Source organism: Burkholderia sp. Z1 (assembly GCF_014893795.1).
Taxonomy (GTDB): Bacteria; Pseudomonadota; Gammaproteobacteria; order Burkholderiales; family Burkholderiaceae; genus Burkholderia; species Burkholderia theae.
Window position 1 is genome coordinate 78,348 of record NZ_JACFYL010000002.1, and the last position, 18,174, is coordinate 96,521.

Here is an 18,174-nt window from a genome sequence, read left to right on the forward strand (position 1 = left end):
TGAACAACGGGAGATATCTTGAACAGAAAATCTGCATTCCTCTGCATTGCGCCGCTGTCCGCCGCGATGCTCGCCGGTTGCGGCGGCGACGATTCGGTCAGCTCCGCGCCCACGCACCTGAGCGCGGCGACGCCGGCCGCGATGGCGCAGACCTGCGACGCACTCGCCGCGAAGCTTGCGTATGCGAACACGTCGTTCACGTCGGTGACGACCGCGGCCGCCGGCGTGTTGACGGTGGCCGGCCAGCCGATCGCCGAGCACTGCGTGATCGAAGGGAACATGAACCAGCGCGTGAGCGCGGTGGACGGCCAGACCTATGCGATCGGCTTCGAGATGCGCTTGCCGAAGGCGTGGAACGGCCGCTTCTTCTACCAGGCGAACGGCGGGCTCGACGGCAACGTCGTGACCGCGACCGGCGAGATCGGCGGCGGCGGGCCGCTGACCGATGCGCTGAACCAGGGTTTCGCGGTGATCAGCTCGGATTCCGGGCACAGCGCCGCGCAGAACCCGCTGTTCGGCCTCGATCCGCAGGCGCGGCTCGACTACGGCTACGGCGCCGTCGATGCGCTGACGCCGATGGCCAAGCAGGTGATCCGGCTGGCCTACGGCAAGGCGCCCGATCGCAGCTATTTCGGCGGCTGCTCGAACGGCGGGCGTCACGCGATGGTCACGGCCGTGCGCAACCCGGGCGACTACGACGGCATCATCGCCGGCGATCCGGGCTTCCATTTGCCGAAGGCGGCGATCGGCGAGATGTACGGCGCGCAGCAGTTCGCGAAGATCGCGTCGGCAACGGGATCGAACGGGCTGCCGGACATCCGCAGCGGCTTCACCGATGCCGAGCGCCAGTTCGTCGGCGCGAAGATCCTCGACAAATGCGATGCGCTCGACGGCGTGGCCGACGGGATGGTGCAGGACGTCGCCGCGTGCCAGGCGCACTTCAGCGTCGAGACGGACATCCCGACCTGCGCGAACGGCACGCGCACCGGCGCTTGCCTGACGACCGCGCAGAAAACCGCGCTCGAGAACGTGTTCGCGGGGGCGCACAACAGCGCGGGCACGGCGCTCTATGCGAGCTTTCCGTACGATCCGGGCGTGGCCGGCGGCGGCTGGGCCGCGTGGAAGCAATCGAATTCCATCACGCTCGATCCGGTCGCGATGGCGTTCACGTTCATGTCGCCGCCGAAAAGCACCGCGACGCTCGCGAACCTGCCCGGTTTCGCGCTCGGCTTCGACATGGACAACGATGCGCCGGCGATCTTCGCGACGAGCGGCGTGTACACGCAATCCGCGTGGTCGTTCATGACGCCGCCCGACGAGACGAACCTGGCCGCGCTGAAGTCGCGCGGCGCGAAGCTGCTCGTCTATCACGGCACCGGCGACCCGGTGTTCTCGTTCAACGACACGAGCGACTGGTACCAGCGGGTCGCGCAGGCGAACGGCGGCGATGCGTCGAGCTTCGCGCGCTTCTACCCGGTGCCCGGGATGAACCACTGCGCGGGCGGGCCGGCGGCCGATCAGTTCGACATGCTGACGCCGCTCGTCGCGTGGGTCGAGCAGGGGCAGGCGCCCGCCGCGATCGTGGCCGCCGCGCGCGATGCGACCAACGCTGTGCCGAATGCGGACGTGCCCACGTCGTGGGGAGCGGGGCGCACGCGTCCGCTGTGCCCGTATCCGCAGGTGGCGCGCTACAACGGCTCGGGCGACGTAAATTCGGCGGCGAGCTTCAGTTGCCGCTAACGTAGCCGTGGATGGGAGGCGGCCGGCGCGTGCGGTTGTGCGCCGACCGCTTCATTGCCGCACTCATTCGCCGGGTTCGACCGGCACCTCGAGCCCGACCTTCACGCGGCTCATGCTCACCAGCGTCTTGAACCGCTTCACGTTGTTGTTCGCGAAGAACAGCTCGCGCGTGAGCGCGTTGTACTGATCCATGTTGCGCACCGCGAGGATCAGCACGAAATCCCATTCCCCCGTCACGTAGTAGCACTGCTGGATCTGCGGGCACCGCTCGAAGGACCGCTTCATCGCGTCGAGCTGGTCGATCTGCTCGCTCTCGACCTCGACGTTCACGACGATCGTCAGCGGATGATCGACCTTGTCCGGCGCGACCACGGCCGTGTAGCGCTCGATCACGCCGTCTTCAGCAAGACGCCGCAGGCGCCGGTTCACGGCGGCGGTCGACAGGTTGACGCGCACGCCGAGCTCGGCCTGCGGCGTCTGCGCGTCGCGCTGGATTTCCATCAGCAGCTTGCGATCGAACGCATCGAGCGGGGTGGACATGATGGTCTGGAACCTCGAAAGAATGAGAAATTTTTGCGTTGGAGCGACAGATTTGGCGATTTAATTGATCGGCATGCGCAATATTATTTTCCAACCGGCGGCGCGTGCAACCCGCGCTTGCCCGATCCGACCCACCCGACGGACCGCTCGCGCGGTCCGGCTCCGGAGCCTTTCGCCATGCTGATCGCCAACCCCCGCGCATCGCGCGCCGCCTATCCCAACGCGTTGCGCCGCGTGATGAACATCGCGTCGGCCGACGAAAGCGGCGCGTGGCTCGCGCACTGGCCGCTCGTCGGCAACGCGCGCACGCCGCTGCGCGCGCTGCCGGATCTCGCCGCGCGACTCGGCGTTGCGAGCGTCAGCGTGAAGGACGAGTCGTGCCGCTCGCCGCTCGGCAGCTTCAAGGCGCTCGGCGCGCCGATCGCGCTGGTGCGGCTCGTGAAGCGCCTGCGGCGCACCCACGATCTCGATCCGCAAGGGCTGATCACCGGCCGCTACGCATCGCTGCTGGCCGACCTGACGGTGATCAGCGCGACCGACGGCAATCACGGCCGCGCGCTGGCGGCCGCCGCGCGCGCGATCGGCTGCGGCTGCGTGATCGTGCTGCACGCGAATGTCGACGCCGAACGCGAGCGCGCGATCTCGGCGTACGGCGCACGGATCGTGCGCATCGCGGGGAACTACGACGAGTCGGTCGTCTGCGCGGCGCAGCTTGCGCAGGCGAACGGCTGGTATGTCGTGTCGGATACGTCGTACGACGGTTACGAGGCGATTCCGCGCGACGTGATGCAGGGCTACGGCGTGATCGCCGCCGAGGCCGCCGCGCAGGCGGCGCAGGACGATGGGCGGCCGTTCACGCACGTGTTCCTGCAGGGCGGCGTGGGCGGTCTCGCCGCGGGCGTCGCGAGTTACCTGTGGGAGCGCGATGGCGCGCAGCGGCCGCATTTCATCGTCGTCGAGCCACGCCAGGCCGATTGCCTGTACCAGAGCGCGCTCGCGGGGCGCGCGACCAAAGCGAGCGGCAGCGTCGATTCGGTGATGGCCGGGCTCGCTTGCGGCGAGGCGTCGCCGCTCGCGTGGGATTTCCTCGAGATGTGCATCGACCACTTCATGCTGATCGACGACGACGATGCGATGCAGGCAATGCGCGGCCTCGCGGCCGGCAGCGAGCGCGACGTGCCGCTCGTCGCCGGTGAATCGGGTGCGGCGGGCGTCGCGGGGCTGGCCGTGCTGATGCGCGACCCTGCGAGCGCGCGGCAGGCGGGGCTCGACGCGCATTCGCGCGTGCTGGCGATCAATACGGAAGGCGCGACGGCGCCGTCCGTGTACCGGAACTGCGTCGGCGAAACGGCCGATGCGGTGCTCGCGCGGCAGCGCAACTGGCTGAACCGCGCGGCGGTAGCGGCCTGAACGACACAACGACCGACGAGGCAAGCGCAATGGACACAACGGAAGAAAGCACGCTGCAGGGGCAACTGAAGGCCTGGCGCCGGCATCTGCACCAGTTTCCGGAGACGGGTTTCGAAGAGGTGAACACGTCGGACTACGTCGCGCGCATCCTGACGACGCTCGGGCTCGACGTGCATCGCGGGATCGGCGGCACGGGGCTCGTCGCGAACCTGACGGCGGGTACCGGCCGGCGCGCGATCGGCATCCGCGCGGACATGGACGCGCTGAACATCGCCGAACACGCGCCGGGCCGCGAACACGCGTCGCGCACGCCCGGCAAGATGCATGCGTGCGGGCACGACGGCCACATGTCGATGGTGCTCGGCGCGGCGCAGTTGCTGGCAGAGCGCAAGGATTTCGACGGCACGGTGCGCTTCATCTTCCAGCCGGCCGAGGAGCATGGCCGCGGCGCGAAGGCGATGATGGCCGACGGGCTGTTCGAGCGCTTTCCGGTGGACGCGATCTTCGGCGCGCACAACATGCCGGGCATGCGTGCGGGCACGTTCTCGACGCGCGCGGGTGGCATCATGGCGAGCGAAGACAATTTCGTGATCCGAATCGACGGGCGCGGCACGCATGCGGCGCGTCCGCACATGGGCATCGATCCGATCGTGATCGGCTCGCAGATCGTGCTCGCGTTGCAGACGATCGTGTCGCGCAATCTCGATCCGGGTCAGCAGGCCGTGATTTCGTGCACGGAGTTCATCACCGACGGGCTGCGCAACGTGCTGCCGTCGACCGTGACGATCAAGGGCGACACGCGCAGCTATTCGCGCGACGTGCAGGCGCTGCTGGAAACGCGGATGCGCGAGATCAGCGAAGGGATCTGCCGAACGCACGGCGCGACCTGCACGTTCGACTACACGCACGAGTTCGCGCCGACGGTGAATTCGCCGGAATGGGTCGGCACGGCCGTGCAGGCCGCGGCGCAGATCGCGGGCGCCGACGCGGTGAACGCCGACGTGCAGCCGATGATGATCTCGGAGGATTTCGGCGCGTTCCTGCAGGCCGTGCCCGGCAATTTCGTGTTCATCGGCAACGGCGAAGCGGCCGAGCGCGGCGGCGTGCCGCTGCATAACGCGACGTACGATTTCAACGACGCGATCCTGCCGGTCGGCGCGCGTTATTTCGCAGAGGTGGCGCGGCGCGCGTTGCGGGCCGCGTAGCAGGCAGCGCGGTGGGTGCACGCCAGCCGTGGCCGCCGCGCCGCACCGCGCATCACTTCACACCAGCTCGCCCAGACACGCGTCGAATTGCGTGACGAGTTGGTCGACATCCTCGGCCGTCGTCTGTGGGCACACGAGCATCATGTTGTGGAACGGCGTGATCAGCACGCCGCGATTCAGCAGGTACAAGTGCACGATGTGTTCGAGTTCGCTGTCGAGTTGCGCGCCGGCAAGCGTGCCGTTGCGCGGCGGCGTGGGTGCGAACTGAAACTCGGTGCGCGCGCCGATGCGCGTCACGCACCACGGCAGCCCGTGTTTCGCGATCGCCTGTTCGAGCCCGGCGGCCAGCCGCGCGGCCAGTTCGAACATGTGCGCATACGCGGCGTCGGTCGCGACTTCGGCCAGCGTCGCGCGCATCGCATGCATCGCGAGCATGTTCGCGGTGAGCGTCGTGCCGATCCCCGAATGGCCGGGCGGCGCGTTCAGCTTCGCCTGCTTCGCGCGTTCCGCGAATTCGGCGCTGAAGCCGTACACCGCGCACGGCACGCCGCCCGCGATCGGCTTGCCGACCACCAGCAGGTCCGGTTCGAGATCGTGCGCAACCGCGTAGCCGCCCGGGCCGCTGCTGATCGTGTGCGTCTCGTCGATCACGAGCAGCGTGCCGTAGCGGCGCGTCAGTGCGCGTGCCGCCTCCCAGAAGCCCGGCTCGGGCAACACCATCCCGATGTTCGTCATCGCGGGCTCGGCGAGCACGCACGCGACATCGCCATCCTTCAGCGCCGCTTCGAGCGCATCCAGATCGTTGAATTCGACCACGCGCGTGTTCGCGAGCAAGTCGTACGACTGCCCGAGCAGGCTGTCGCGCTGCACCGGGCGGCCGTCGATGAGATCGACGAACACGTCGTCGACCGTGCCGTGATAACAACCGTTGAACACGACGATCGTGTTGCGGCCGGTCGCCGCGCGGGCCCAGCGCAGCACGAAGCGGTTCGCGTCGCTCGCGCTCAGCGCGAACTGCCAGACCGGCAGCCGGAAGCGGCGCGCGAGTTCGCGCGACACCCACGCGGCGTCCTCGCTCGGCAGCATCGTCGTGTAGCCGCGCGTGGCCTGCTCGACGAGTGCGCGTGCGACCGGTTCGGGCGCATGGCCGAACATCGCGCCGGTATCGCCGAGGCAGAAGTCCACGTAGCGATGGCCGTCGACGTCGGTGAAGGTCGCACCGCGCGCTTCCTTCACGTACAGCGAGAACGGGGTCGACCAGTCCTGCATCCAGTGCAACGGCACGCCGAACAGCAGGTGCTCGGACGCTTCCGCGGACAGCGCGCGGGAGGTCGGCATGGCTTCGGTGAAGGCGCGGCGTTCGCGGTCGAACAGCGCGCGGGCGCGGATGAGGTCGACTCCGTGGCGGGAAGGCAAGTGGGGCTCCGGGGCTGTGAAGATGGGGGAAACGATAGCGCGGGCGACGGGGGGCTGAACAGGGGCGGAATTACGGAGGCGAGTGGGTAGCGGGCAGGTGTGGAGGTTCGATCCGACTGCGACGGCACGACGCGAACTGGCGCAGGGGGGGCGATCGTGGCGGATGGCGAGCAGCGACATCGCTCCGGCAAGCGTCGTCGATTACGGATTTCAGTTGAAGTTTTTGCGTATAAACATACGACAACATATCTCTAAAGATGCGCTCGCAGATGTGAGTGTGCGCACACATTCAATGTAAGAAACCGGTAAAAACAGGGTAAACGACAAATACGTGTCCGGCTTCGATCGCGTCTAGACTGCGCGATGTAGTACGACGACGTATAAATAACGCTCCGCCGCCCGGCGCGTCGATACCCTCATACACTGAAGGAGTGCCCATGGCCGCAAACAGCCGCCGTCCGTTTTCGTTTGTCCGATCGCCCTCGTCGAAGCGGGTGTCGCGCCGCGCATTCATCGGCTGGACCGGTGCACTCGCCGGCGGCGCCGTGCTCGGCGGACCGTTCGCGGCCACCCGGGCGTTCGCGGGAGGCAACATGTCCAACGCGTCGGCGGTCGATCTCGTGTGGGGCGAACATGGCGCGGCGGCGCGCATCGCCGCGTCGCTCGCGCACGTGTCGCGGCTCGCGCTGCGCGGACGCGACTTCGACGTGACGCACTACGGCGCGCGCCCGTGCGCGACGGTCGCGCAGACGTCGCCGTACAACGTCGCGAAGTCGCCGGTGAGCCCAGGTTCCGAACTGACGACCGCGCCCGGCGCATTCGATTCACGCCCGGCGTTTCTCGCGGCGATCGACGCGTGCCGCTGCGAGGGCGGCGGCCGGGTCGTCGTGCCGTCCGGCAACTGGTATTGCGCAGGGCCGATCGTGCTGCAGAGCAACGTGACCTTCCACCTGAGCGCGAACTGCACGATCTACTTCAGCCCGAACCCGGCCGACTACGCGAAGGACGGCCCGGTCGATTGCGGCGCAAACGGCCGCCTGTACTACAGCCGCTGGCAGGCGAACGATTGCCTGAACTACGGCGCGCCCGTCTACGCGCGCAACGCGACGAACATCGCGCTGACGGGCGAGGGCCCGACCTCGGTGCTCAACGGGCAGGCGATGACGTCGTTCTCCGGCAGCGGCGCCGGCAGCGTCTGCTGGTGGACCTACAAGGGCTCGTCGGGCGCGTACGGCGCAGCCGCGGGCGTGCCGAGCCAGGCGTATGCGAATCCGAACAACGTCGACCTGCGGATCGTTGCGCCCGCGATTCCCGACGCGCTCTACGCGCTGCTCACGTCGCCGGTCACGCCGTGGCAGCAGGACCAGAACTACCTGCCCGCGCTGTCCGAGGCCGGCGTGCCGGTCGAGAAACGCATCTTCGGCCTCGGCCACTACCTGCGGCCGTGCATGGTCGAGTTCATCGGCTGCACCAACGTGCTGATGGCGAACTACCAGACGCAGAACACGCCGTTCTGGCAGCACCATCCGACCGCATCGCGCCATGTCGTGATTCGCGGCGTGACGACGAACAGCATCGGCCCGAACAACGACGGCTTCGATCCGGACGCGTGCACCGACGTGCTGTGCGAGGACTGCACGTTCAATACCGGCGACGACTGCATCGCGATCAAGTCGGGCAAGGACCGCGACACCGAATACGGCCCCGCGAAGCGGCACCTGATCCGCAACTGCACGATGAACAGCGGGCACGGCGGCATCACGCTCGGCAGCGAGATGGGCGGCGGCGTCGAGCAGATCTACGCGACCAACCTGTCGATGCTGAACGCGAACTGGCAGACCAACCCGCTGAACATCGCGATCCGCGTGAAGACCAACATGAATCGCGGCGGCTACGTGAAGGACTTCCACGTGAAGGGTGTCACGCTGCCGAACGGCCTGACGCAGAAGGGCGGCGGCTACGGTAGCGCACTGCTCGCGGGCAGCCCGATCAACGCGACCGTGCCGCTCGGCGTCGTCACGTCGTCGGCCGGCAACCCGTCGGCCGCGCAGGGCGGCATCATCACGTTCGACTGCGACTACCAGCCCGCGAACGACGCAGTGCGCACGCGCCCGCCGGTCGTGCAGAACGTGACGATCTCGGGTGTGAAGGCGAGCAACGTGACGCTGAACGGCGTGACCGCGTCGTGCTTCCAGGCGATCGTCGCGCAGGGGCCGGTCGCGTTCGACTACAACGGCACGCCGCCCGCGCCCGCCGTGCAGCCGATCTCCGGCGTGACGATCAGCGATTGCGACTTCGGCACGCCGGTTGCGTCAGGCACGCCGACGGTCACGTCGCCGGGGCCGATCTATGCGTTCAACGTGAACGCGATGACGCTCACGAACGTGACGATCGCCGGGCAGGTCGTCAACACGACGGTCACCGACAAGCGGTGACGTGATGTGAAGGGAGCAGGGCGTGCGCGTGCGTCGATCGATGCGCGCGCACGCAAACCGGATCGAACGCGTCAGGCCAGCGTCTTGACCATGTGGTGTTCGTCGTAGAAGCGGCCGTCGACGAACAGCGAGCGCGGCTCCGTGCCGAACCGGACGAACCCCTGCGACGCATACAGCCGCTCGGCGTTGGCGTTGACCTCGTTCACGCACAGCATCAGTTGCTTGCATTGCCACGCTTGCGCCGCGTGTGCGGTCGCGCTTTCGAGCAGCGTTTGTGCGATGCCTTGCCCGCGATACGCGGGATCGACGAACACGCCCCAGATCGTCGCCTTGTGCGCGATCTTCACGCGCGCATCGCGGCGCACGCCGGTGATGCCGACGAGCGTGTCGCCATCGAACGCGCCGAACACCGCTCGCTCGCGGGTCGGCGTGATGCGCGTCGCGAATTCGTCGACCGGTACCTGCGATTCTTCGTCGAGTGTCGGCAGGAAAGACGTGGGCGCGGTGTCGACCGCACGCAGGCGGACGGTCTGGAAACGGGCGGCGTCGGCCGCGTCGAGCAGGCGGGTCGTGATCGTCATCGGGGGTATTCCGGTTTGGGGGACGTGCATGCCGGCGCGGGCCGTTGCGGCCGCGGGATGCATCGTGCTTATCCTAATAGGAATCCGGATGTCGCGTGGCGGCGTTCGATGTGTGTTGCATCCCGGCCGCGTCGCTCGTCCGAGTGGGATCGCGTTTCGCGGTAGGTGCGCGTGTGACGGCAACGCGGCAGCTCTGAGCGGGCGAGCGGTGCGACGAACGTACGAAACGTCGCGCTGGAAGCGGGCACGCAGGCAGAGGAATGACAGAGTACCGGCGGCGCGTGATGCGCGCCGCGTCGGCACGAAGGATGAGGGTGACGTAAAGCAGATGCGCCGTCGTGCCGTACCCGCACACGACATCACACGCGCAACGTGCGTCCGCTCAGGTTAGAGGGCGCACCGAACCGGTATCAATAGCGCGACAGCTGATTGCCGTTGATCTGCACGCGATCGCCCGGACGGAGGTTGCCCGGCGACTGCACGTCGAACGAACGCGTCGAGCCGTCGCTGACCTGCACGTCGATCCGATAGCTGCTCGGCGGTTGCGCGGCGCCCATCTGCTGACCGATCTGGTTGCCCGCGACCGCGCCGCCGAGCGCACCGATCACGGTGGCCGCATCGCGGCCGTGACCGCGGCCGACCTGGTTGCCGAGCACGCCGCCGATCAGCGCACCGACGACGGTGCCGGCGACGCCCGACGGGCCGACCGAGCCGTTGACCGGCTGGATGTTCGCGACCGTGCCGTACTGCGTGCCGTAGCCGTTGCCGTATTGCTGTTGCTGATTGCCGTACTGGTCATACGGCTGCGACCCGTATTGCGGCTGGTTGCCGTACTGGTCGTACGGTTGCGGCGCCTGGTTCGGATAGGCCGGTTGCTGCTGCACGTAGCCCGGCTGCGAATACGCGGGCTGCGCATAACCGGGCGTCGCGTATTGCTGCTGCGGATAACCCGGCTGCGCACCGTAATAACCCGGCGCGACGCAGGCGGTCAGCGGAAGCGCCGCCACGGCGACGAGCGAGGCGAACAGAACGGTCTTCGTGGAAGGCATGCGCATCATGATGTTTCCTGCATCGGCAACGTGTCCGCCGAAGGATTCCGGGACGGGTGGCGAACTCGGCGTGAGTATAAGGAATGGCCGGATGCGCGTCCGGTGCGGCCGGGTAACAACGTGTAAAGTCTGTTGCCGCGTAAATCGCCGGCCGGGCGGCGCGCGCAAGCGTGGGCCGGCAACGGCGCGAGGCGGCCTCCGGGCGCTTGAATTCCGGTGATGCCGCCGCTGCTCGGCCATCGGCATTTCCGCCGTTTCCACCTCAATCCAGCCCCATCGCCGCGCGACGAACGGCGGGCGCGCGCGCCGTGCATCGCGAAATCGAATGCGCGGCATCGCGACATTTAATTGGCCTCGGGCGGCGGCGTCCGATATCGTGGCCGGATTCCCTGCCAACGGTCGCGCCGCGCCGGCTGCGGTTCCTTCCCCTGTCCGCGCCGGTGTCGCGCAGCGACCGCCCCACATTCCGAGCCATGACCGATCGTATCTTCATCAACGCCGTCGATGCCGGCGGCCAGCCCATCAACCTCGTCGTCCGCGACGGCCGCTTCACCGCGATCGGTGCCGATTGCGCGGCTGCGCCCGGCACGGAGACGATCGACCTCGACGGGCGCGTGGTGCTGCCCGGTTTCGTCGACGGTCACATCCATCTCGACAAGAGTTTCGTCGGCGATCGCTGGGTGCCGCACGAATCGGTCGGTTCGCTGCGCGAGCGGCTCGCGGTCGAGAAGCGCCAGCTCGCGGCCGCACCGCCGATCGTCGAGCGCGCGAACGCGCTGATCGCGCAGGCCGCGGCCTTCGGCACGGTCGCGATGCGCAGCCACGTCGACGTCGATGCGACGACCGGCCTGTCGAACCTGCAGGCCGTGATGGCCGCGCGCGAGCAATGGCACGGGATCGTCGACATCGAACTCGTTGCGTTTCCGCAGGCCGGCGTCGTGACGTGCCCGGGCACCGCCGAGATCCTCGACGCAGCCGTGCGCGAAGGCGCGGACGTGGTCGGCGGGATCGACCCGACGACACTCGACGGCGACGCGGACGCACAGCTCGACATCGTGTTCGGCATCGCCGAGAAGCGCGGCGCGAAGATCGACATCCATCTGCACGAACCGGGCGAGACCGGCATCGCGCAACTGCTGCGGATCGCGGCGCGCACGCGCGCGGCGGGGCTCGGCGGGCGCGTGAACGTGAGCCATGCGTATGCGCTCGGCGAAGTCGGCTACGACGACGTTCAACGCACGGCGGCGGCGCTGGCCGAAGCCGGCGTGTCGATCCTGACGAACGCGCCGGGCGACTGCGCGTTTCCGCCGGTGCGGCAGCTGCGCGACGCGGGCGTGCACGTGTTCGCCGGCAACGACAACATTCGTGACGCGTGGTGGCCGTACGGCAACGGCGACATGCTGCAGCGCGCGATGATGGTCGGCTACCGGTCGGGCTTCTACACCGACGAAGCGCTCGGCATCGCGCTCGACATGGCGACGCATGCCGGCGCACGCGTGCTTGGCAAGGAGAACTACGGAATCGCGATCGGTTGCGATGCGACGTTCGTCGCGGTGCGCGCACCGAATGCGGCGGCGGCCGTCGCGGGCGTGCCGGCCGAACGCTGGGTGTTCCGCCGCGGCGAAAGCGATACCGGCGCGCCGTTCGCCCCCGCGCTGCGCTTCACGCGCTGACCGACCTGACCGCGGGCACGGCACGCGCCGCGCCCGCTTCGCACTGACCGACCACACCGGAACCGACATGACGAACCTGCTGATCCGCAACGTCCGCACGAGCGCCGACACCGCGCTCGACATCCTGATCGAAGGCGATCGCATCGCGCGCGTCGGCCCGTCGCTCGACGCGCCCGCCGGCTGTGCGATCGAGGACGGCGCGGGTGCGCTTGCGCTGCCCGGCCTCGTCGAAGGCCACACGCACCTCGACAAGACGCACTGGGGGATGCCGTGGTATCGCAACCAGGTCGGGCCGCGCCTCGTCGACCGCATCGAGAACGAACGGCACTATCGCGCGACGAGCGGCCATGACGCCGGCGTCGCGTCGCTCTCGCTGGCGCGCGCCTTCCTCGCGGCCGGCACGACGCGCATCCGCACGCACGTCGACGTCGATACCGAAGCCGGGCTGCGGCATCTGCACGGCGTGCTCGCGACGCGCGAGACGCTGCTCGGGCAGGTCGAGATCCAGATCGTCGCGTTTCCGCAATCGGGCGTGCTCAAGCGGCCGGGCACCGACGCGCTGCTGTCCGACGCGTTGGCCGCCGGCGCCGACCTGCTCGGTGGGCTCGACCCGTGCGCGATCGAGGGCGATCCGGTCGAAGCGGTGGACGTGCTGTTCGCGATCGCCGAACGCCACGGCCGCGGGCTCGACATCCACCTGCACGAGCGCGGGTCGATGGGCGCGTATTCGCTCGACCTGATCCTGCAGCGCACGGCCGCGCACGGCATGCAGGGGAAGGTCACGATCAGCCACGGGTTCTGTCTCGGCGATATCGCCGAACGCGAGCGCGATGCGCTGCTCGCGCGGATGGCCGAACTCGGCGTCGCGATCGTCACGACCGCGCCGGCAGCGGTGCCGGTGCCGCCGGTGGCCGCGTGCCGCGCGGCGGGCGTGACCGTCATCGGCGGCAACGACGGCGTGCGCGACACGTGGACGCCGTACGGTTCGCCCGACATGCTCGAACGCGCGATGCTGATCGGCATGCGCAACGATTTCCGCCGCGACGATGCGCTCGAAGTCGCGCTCGACTGCGTGACGCACAGCGCGGCGCGCGGTTGCGGGTTCGACGCTTACGGGCTGCAGCCGGGCAGCCGCGCGGACGTCGTGCTCGTCGATGCGCTGACGTTTGCCGAGGCGGTCGTCGCGCGGCCGGTGCGGCGTTTCGTCGTGTCGTCGGGGAAGATCGTCGCGCGCGACGGCGCGCTGGTCTGAGCGCTGCGTCGCCCCGGTATGATCCGGCTTTCAGCCGAATTTCCCGGGAGACGACGATGCGACGCACGACAGCGGCACGGGCCGCACGATGGATGGCGGCGGCCCTGTTCGCCGTGACGGCCGCGCATGCGGCGGCGGCCGGCCCGAGCGACGCGCAGCAGGAAGCCAATCGGCGGACGGTGCTCGCGTTCTACGAAAAAGGCCTGAACGAGAAAGACGCGGACTCCGCGCTCGCGTATGTCGGCGACCGCTACGTGCAGCACAACCCGAACGCGGCCGACGGCCGCGACGGCTTCCGCAAGTTCGTCGCGTTCCTGCGCGACAAATATCCGCAGTCGCACAGCGAGATCAAACGCTCGTTCGTCGACGGCGACTACGTGATCCTGCACGTGCATGCGGTGCGTGAACCCGGCACGCGCGGCAGCGCGATCATGGACATCTTCCGGCTGGAGAACGGCAAGATCGTCGAGCACTGGGACGTCAACCAGCCGGTGCCCGAGCAGGCCGCGAACGGGAACACGATGTTCTGAGTCGTTCCGGGGTGTGCAGTCCGTCGCCCGATTACTCTTCGTGCTCCAGCATCGCCGCGAGCGTCCTCGTCAGTTCGCTGACCATCGGGTCGGCCGTCGGTCGATGCAGGATCGCGATGTCCATGTGCTCGATCGGCGCGAAACCCTGCTTCGCGGTCAGCACCGTGTGCTCGTCGGTCACCACGCGCGCAGGCAGCACGCTGATGCCGAGCCCATCGGCGACGGCGGCCTGGATGCCGCTCAGGCTCGACGTCGTGAAGCTGATCCGCCAGCGGCGGCCGCGCTCCTCGATCGCCTTGATCATGTCGTCGCGATAGAGCCCGCGCGGCGGAAACACGACGATCGGCACCGGGTCGAGATCGATCGACGGGTGCTGCGCGCTGTCGATCCAGCGCAGCTTCTCGGGCCAGCGCACGACGGCCTCGCGGCTGTCGCGCCGCTGCTTGATCAGCACGAGGTCGAGCTCGCCGCGATCGTACGCCGCGCTGATGTCGCGGCTCAGCCCGCACATCACTTCGAGCTTGACCTGCGGATGCTCGCGATTGAACGCGGCGAGCGCATGGGTCGTGCGGCCCGCCGCGAAATCGTCGGGCACGCCGAGCCGGATCGTCAGCGCGACCGTCGCGCCCGACAGCGCTTCCAGCATCTCGTCGTTCAGCGCGAGCATGCGCCGCGCATAGCTGAGCACCGTCACGCCCGCGTCGGTCGGCCGCACGTCGCGCGTGCCGCGGTCGAGCAGCCGATGTCCGGCGATTTCCTCGAGCCGGCGCACCTTCTGGCTGACCGTCGACTGCGTCGAGTGCAGACGCGCGGAGGCCGTCGTGAAGCTGCCGCAGTCGGCGACCATCACGAGCGCACGCAGCAGGTCGAGGTCGAACAGGGGTCTATTCATTTATGCACTTTTTCGGATTCGAGCATTTCATTTCCAAATGCGTGCGACGATTTTTAACATGACCGGGGGCTGTGGGCAATTGCGGTTTCGCCGGACCTGAGCGGCGTTGCGCGGGCGCGGTAGGTTTCAGCGGGGGCGCGACTTGCGTTCGGGTGGACTACCGGGAAGCTGCCCGAGAAACGCGTCGGCCAGTTTCACGCAATAGTCGAACGACGGCGTGTAGCCGAGTGTCCGGATGTCTTCGAAGCGCGACTTTACGAAGGCACGATGTTCGTTGAGCAGATGCAAAAATGTATCGCGATGCCGAACGAGAAATGCACCGGCATCCATCAGGCTCTCCGGTTCCCGCTCGATGACCAGACACAGATCGAACAGGTCCCGCGCGGTCGGGCGATCCCCACGGTGCCACATTTTCTTGGCGACGATTTCGGCGGAAGTCTCGACCTTGACGACGTGATCCATCAGCATCCATTCGTCGTAGCCGGGCGACATCAGATTTCGGGAGACCACGAAGTCAATTTCGCCGTCGGGCAGCACCAGTTTCACGAAACCGGCGTGTTCCTCGTAGTCCGTCGTGATGTCGGATGCGGCGTCGCTGATGCGGGGATTCACGTACCCGAGATACTGCGGGTCGGGTACGAAGATGTCGACGTCCTTGCTGACGCGATGGCCGTGGCGCAGCATGAGAACCGTGCCGCCGCCGAACGTCCAGAACGGATTCGACTTGCCGTGATTTCGTATCTCGTCGACCAGCGTCAACGCGTGACGGAAAAGGCCCTGCCACGGGCCGTCGGGTAACACGGATGGTGCGGTCATGCCCATACCTCCCGATACAGACGGAGATCCTTCGACCATGCGGCAAGGTTTTTCCAGATGGTCCGAAGCGGCGTGCCCGAGCGCTCGGCAGCTTCCTCTGCTGCCTTCACGACGACAGGCAGCGGCACCTCGTCGAGGATGACGGAGAACTGCGATTCGTATCCTTCCGGAATGTGTCCGGTGGTCAACGCATCGGCCAGCAGTCGTTCGGTCAATTCGCCCTTGTAGCTGACGTTCGCGCTCACGACGGCCTTGTAGAGACCGTTTTGCGCCTGCCGCGGGAGTGCCAGGAGTTCGATGCCGAGCACGCTGAGCAACGGGATCAGCTTGTTGATGCCGAGATCCTTGACCTTGCCGGCTTCGAGCTGGTTCACGGTGAGGCGAGACAATCCGGCGAGCCTCGCAAGCTGGGCCTGCGTGAGGTCGAGCTCCGACCTCCGTTTTGCAACGGCCTGGCCGATTTCATAGAGCTGCATGCCGACCTCCCGACGCTGCTTAAGCGATCTTGAATGTAAGGTATATCTTACATCTCAAGGCGAGTTTTCGTCTCTGAGATTTTCTAATCCGGTATAGGTCGCATCATCAATACAGCCGAAGCCGTATCGGACAAGACTTCGCGCTGCCCGCCTGTATAGACATCGCCATCCTGCCGATATCGGTAAAAACACGCTCTGTGGCAGGCGCGCGTCGCACAGGGTAAACACCCGAAATCTCGACAATACAGCCGAAATTCAAGCCCCACCCCTTCCTTCTCGCCCCCGCCCGGCCTCAATTCACCTCACCCCCGTTCCCGCCACTTGCGCTCAAAAATTGAGCGGTCTAGACTGCAGCGCAGTTTCATCGAAGTCCCGTCTTCCGCGCACCGCGCTGGCATCCCGGCGCGGCGCCATCCACCGGACGCCGGCGGTCGCCCGCCACGTCGAGACTTTCAAGGACCCGCCATGAACCGCACTGCAAAGCTCCTCGTTACCGCGCTGGCGTTCGCGCCGCTCGTGTCGTTCGCGCAGGACACGTCGACGATCCGCTGGGGCATCGATCCCACGTATCCGCCGTTCGAGGCGAAGCAGCCCGACGGTTCGCTCGCCGGCTTCGACATCGACCTGCGCAATGCGATCTGCGAGGAACTGCATGCAAAGTGCGTGTGGGTCGAACAGGGTTTCGACGGGATGATTCCGGCGCTGCGCGCGCGCAAGTTCGACGTGATCATGTCCGCGATGACGGCCACCGACGAGCGGCTCAAGCAGATCGACTTCTCGAACAAGCTGTACGCGTCGCCGGGCGCGCTGGTCGCGCCGGCCGGCTCGAAGCTGCTGCCGACCGCGGCGTCGCTCGCGGGCAAGCGCATCGGGATCGACCAGGGCACGACGCAGGAGGCGTACGCGAAGGCCGAATGGGCGACCAAGGGCGTGACGATCGTCTCGTACCAGAACCAGGACCAGGTGTACCAGGATCTCGTCAACGGCCGCCTCGACGCGACCTTCCAGGACAAGACGCAGGCCGGCTACTCGTTCCTGAAGACGCCGCGCGGCAAGGGTTACGCGTTCGCGGGCCCCGACGTGACCGACGTGCGCATCACCGGTTATGGCGTCGCGATGGGGCTGCGCAAGGGCGACGCCGACATGAAGAAGCGGCTGAACGACGCGATCGTCGCGATCCGCGCGAACGGCACGTACCAGAAGATCGCCGCGAAATACTTCGACTTCGATATCTACGGCGCGAAGCAGCTGACCGCCGCACCGTGACCCCGTGATTCATTCATTCGACAGGCACACCATGACGAGCATCCAGGATCGCGTCGCGAAAGCCGTGACGCCCGAACTGATCGCCGCGTTCCGCGAGGAAGGCGCGGTCTGCATCAAGGGCATTTTCTCGCCCGACGAAGTGGCCGCGCTCCGGGCCGGCATCGACGCGAATCTCGCGCAGCCGAGCGAGCGCGCGAAAGTCGCGAGCCGGCCCGACGATCCGGGCTGGTTCTTCGAGGATTTCTGCAACTGGCAGCACAACGACGCGTATCGCGACTTCATCGTGCGCTCGCCGGCGCCGTCGGTGGCCGCCGCGCTGATGGGCACGGAGCACGTACGGCTGCATCACGACCATCTGCTCGTGAAGGAGCCCGGCACGCGGCAGCGCACGCCGTGGCACCAGGACCAGCCGTACTACAACATCGAAGGCGACGACAACGTCAGCATGTGGATTCCGGTCGATCCGGTGCCGCTCGAATCGACACTGGAATTCGTCGCGGGCTCGCATCTCGGGCCGTGGCTGATGCCGCGCACGTTCATGGACAAGGAAGCGAAGTGGTTCCCGGAAGGCAGCCTCGCGGACCTGCCCGATATCGAAGCCGATCGCGTGGCGTTCCCGATCCGCCACTGGGCGCTCGAGCCCGGCGACATGGTGTGCTTCCGGATGCTCACGCTGCATGCGTCGGGCGGCACGCAGAACCGCCGGCGCGCTTTCTCGATCCGCTTCGTCGGCGACGATATCCGTCACGCGCCGCGCCGCTGGAAAACGTCGCCCGAGTTCCCAGGGCTCGCGGATCAACTGCCCGACGGCGCGCCGCTCGACCACCCGTTGTTTCCGGTCGTGTGGTCGCGCGGCGCGGGGCAGGCCGGCGCGATCTGACTGGCGCGGGTCA

General features: G+C 67.5%; 16 protein-coding genes. 9 read left to right on the plus strand and 7 right to left on the minus strand.

Going from position 1 to position 18,174, the window contains the following annotated elements:
- Nucleotides 1–18 precede the first annotated feature (18 nt).
- On the plus strand, nt 19–1,740 hold the full coding sequence (locus H3H55_RS17460) for a tannase/feruloyl esterase family alpha/beta hydrolase (RefSeq protein WP_193099551.1): 1,722 nt from the start codon (nt 19–21) through the stop codon (nt 1,738–1,740).
- 63 nt (nt 1,741–1,803) lie between these two features.
- Here H3H55_RS17460 and H3H55_RS17465 read toward each other — a convergent pair whose 3' ends face one another.
- A complete protein-coding gene (locus H3H55_RS17465) occupies nt 1,804–2,280 on the minus strand; it encodes an Lrp/AsnC family transcriptional regulator (RefSeq protein WP_193099552.1) in 477 nt (158 codons plus the stop codon).
- 177 nt (nt 2,281–2,457) lie between these two features.
- On the opposite strand from H3H55_RS17465, the gene H3H55_RS17470 reads away from it, so the two are divergent.
- Together H3H55_RS17470 and H3H55_RS17475 are read left to right on the plus strand one after the other, a co-directional pair.
- Nucleotides 2,458–3,690, plus strand: a complete 1,233-nt coding sequence (locus H3H55_RS17470; protein WP_193099553.1) for a diaminopropionate ammonia-lyase — start codon at nt 2,458–2,460, stop codon at nt 3,688–3,690.
- Nucleotides 3,691–3,719: 29 nt separating this feature from the next.
- Nucleotides 3,720–4,895 (plus strand): M20 aminoacylase family protein, encoded by a 1,176-nt coding sequence (locus tag H3H55_RS17475; RefSeq protein ID WP_129516063.1) that lies wholly within the window; start codon nt 3,720–3,722, stop codon nt 4,893–4,895.
- Nucleotides 4,896–4,952: 57 nt separating this feature from the next.
- Here H3H55_RS17475 and H3H55_RS17480 read toward each other — a convergent pair whose 3' ends face one another.
- On the minus strand, nt 4,953–6,311 hold the full coding sequence (locus tag H3H55_RS17480) for an aspartate aminotransferase family protein (protein WP_193099554.1): 1,359 nt from the start codon (nt 6,309–6,311) through the stop codon (nt 4,953–4,955).
- 437 nt (nt 6,312–6,748) lie between these two features.
- On the opposite strand from H3H55_RS17480, the gene H3H55_RS17485 reads away from it, so the two are divergent.
- A complete protein-coding gene (locus H3H55_RS17485) occupies nt 6,749–8,746 on the plus strand; it encodes a glycoside hydrolase family 28 protein (protein ID WP_193099555.1) in 1,998 nt (665 codons plus the stop codon).
- A 71-nt stretch (nt 8,747–8,817) separates the two neighbouring features.
- Here the strand turns inward: H3H55_RS17485 and H3H55_RS17490 are convergent, their stop codons facing one another.
- Nucleotides 8,818–9,327, minus strand: a complete 510-nt coding sequence (locus tag H3H55_RS17490) for a GNAT family N-acetyltransferase (protein WP_193099556.1) — start codon at nt 9,325–9,327, stop codon at nt 8,818–8,820.
- A 410-nt stretch (nt 9,328–9,737) separates the two neighbouring features.
- The gene (locus tag H3H55_RS17495; protein WP_048246153.1) at nt 9,738–10,385 is read right to left on the minus strand and encodes a glycine zipper 2TM domain-containing protein; all 648 of its coding nucleotides are present in this window, start codon (nt 10,383–10,385) and stop codon (nt 9,738–9,740) included.
- Between the two features lie 464 nt (nt 10,386–10,849).
- Between H3H55_RS17495 and H3H55_RS17500 the strand changes: the two genes are divergently transcribed.
- The 3 genes from H3H55_RS17500 to H3H55_RS17510 all read left to right on the plus strand — a co-directional run bounded on the left by H3H55_RS17500 (nt 10,850) and on the right by H3H55_RS17510 (nt 13,831).
- Nucleotides 10,850–12,049, plus strand: coding sequence for an amidohydrolase family protein (locus tag H3H55_RS17500; RefSeq protein ID WP_193099557.1), 1,200 nt, complete (start codon nt 10,850–10,852; stop codon nt 12,047–12,049).
- A gap of 67 nt (nt 12,050–12,116) precedes the next feature.
- A complete protein-coding gene (locus H3H55_RS17505) occupies nt 12,117–13,301 on the plus strand; it encodes an amidohydrolase family protein (protein WP_193099558.1) in 1,185 nt (394 codons plus the stop codon).
- A gap of 56 nt (nt 13,302–13,357) precedes the next feature.
- Entirely contained in the window at nt 13,358–13,831 is a 474-nt protein-coding gene (locus H3H55_RS17510) for a nuclear transport factor 2 family protein (protein WP_193099559.1), read from the plus strand.
- Nucleotides 13,832–13,862: 31 nt separating this feature from the next.
- On the opposite strand, the gene H3H55_RS17515 is transcribed toward H3H55_RS17510, so the two are convergent.
- The 3 genes from H3H55_RS17515 to H3H55_RS17525 form a co-directional block, all read right to left on the minus strand.
- Nucleotides 13,863–14,723 carry a LysR family transcriptional regulator gene (locus tag H3H55_RS17515; protein WP_129516046.1) on the minus strand — a complete coding sequence of 287 codons (861 nt, stop codon included), beginning with the start codon at nt 14,721–14,723 and terminating at the stop codon, nt 13,863–13,865.
- A gap of 126 nt (nt 14,724–14,849) precedes the next feature.
- The gene (locus tag H3H55_RS17520; RefSeq protein WP_193099560.1) at nt 14,850–15,539 is read right to left on the minus strand and encodes a nucleotidyl transferase AbiEii/AbiGii toxin family protein; all 690 of its coding nucleotides are present in this window, start codon (nt 15,537–15,539) and stop codon (nt 14,850–14,852) included.
- Nucleotides 15,536–16,015 carry a helix-turn-helix domain-containing protein gene (locus H3H55_RS17525; RefSeq protein WP_129516044.1) on the minus strand — a complete coding sequence of 160 codons (480 nt, stop codon included), beginning with the start codon at nt 16,013–16,015 and terminating at the stop codon, nt 15,536–15,538. The genes H3H55_RS17520 and H3H55_RS17525 overlap by 4 nt, the downstream gene beginning before the upstream one ends.
- A gap of 465 nt (nt 16,016–16,480) precedes the next feature.
- Here H3H55_RS17525 and H3H55_RS17530 point away from each other — a divergent pair, with 465 nt between their 5' ends.
- Nucleotides 16,481–17,281: an ABC transporter substrate-binding protein gene (locus H3H55_RS17530; protein ID WP_129516043.1), complete on the plus strand. Its 801-nt coding sequence runs from the start codon at nt 16,481–16,483 to the stop codon at nt 17,279–17,281.
- A 31-nt stretch (nt 17,282–17,312) separates the two neighbouring features.
- A complete protein-coding gene (locus tag H3H55_RS17535; protein WP_193099561.1) occupies nt 17,313–18,161 on the plus strand; it encodes a phytanoyl-CoA dioxygenase family protein in 849 nt (282 codons plus the stop codon).
- The last annotated feature ends 13 nt before the right edge of the window (nt 18,162–18,174 follow it).

Bases quoted from the DNA above. Each gene is read 5' to 3' on its own strand.
- H3H55_RS17500 (WP_193099557.1), top strand. From the start codon at position 10,850: ATGACCGATCGTATCTTCATCAACGCCGTCGATGCCGGCGGCCAGCCC.
- H3H55_RS17495 (WP_048246153.1), bottom strand. From the start codon at position 10,385: ATGATGCGCATGCCTTCCACGAAGACCGTTCTGTTCGCCTCGCTCGTC.
- H3H55_RS17530 (WP_129516043.1), top strand. From the start codon at position 16,481: ATGAACCGCACTGCAAAGCTCCTCGTTACCGCGCTGGCGTTCGCGCCG.
- H3H55_RS17485 (WP_193099555.1), top strand. From the start codon at position 6,749: ATGGCCGCAAACAGCCGCCGTCCGTTTTCGTTTGTCCGATCGCCCTCG.
- H3H55_RS17470 (WP_193099553.1), top strand. From the start codon at position 2,458: ATGCTGATCGCCAACCCCCGCGCATCGCGCGCCGCCTATCCCAACGCG.
- H3H55_RS17525 (WP_129516044.1), bottom strand. From the start codon at position 16,015: ATGCAGCTCTATGAAATCGGCCAGGCCGTTGCAAAACGGAGGTCGGAG.
- H3H55_RS17520 (WP_193099560.1), bottom strand. From the start codon at position 15,539: ATGACCGCACCATCCGTGTTACCCGACGGCCCGTGGCAGGGCCTTTTC.
- H3H55_RS17505 (WP_193099558.1), top strand. From the start codon at position 12,117: ATGACGAACCTGCTGATCCGCAACGTCCGCACGAGCGCCGACACCGCG.
- H3H55_RS17475 (WP_129516063.1), top strand. From the start codon at position 3,720: ATGGACACAACGGAAGAAAGCACGCTGCAGGGGCAACTGAAGGCCTGG.
- H3H55_RS17510 (WP_193099559.1), top strand. From the start codon at position 13,358: ATGCGACGCACGACAGCGGCACGGGCCGCACGATGGATGGCGGCGGCC.
- H3H55_RS17465 (WP_193099552.1), bottom strand. From the start codon at position 2,280: ATGTCCACCCCGCTCGATGCGTTCGATCGCAAGCTGCTGATGGAAATC.
- H3H55_RS17490 (WP_193099556.1), bottom strand. From the start codon at position 9,327: ATGACGATCACGACCCGCCTGCTCGACGCGGCCGACGCCGCCCGTTTC.
- H3H55_RS17515 (WP_129516046.1), bottom strand. From the start codon at position 14,723: ATGAATAGACCCCTGTTCGACCTCGACCTGCTGCGTGCGCTCGTGATG.
- H3H55_RS17535 (WP_193099561.1), top strand. From the start codon at position 17,313: ATGACGAGCATCCAGGATCGCGTCGCGAAAGCCGTGACGCCCGAACTG.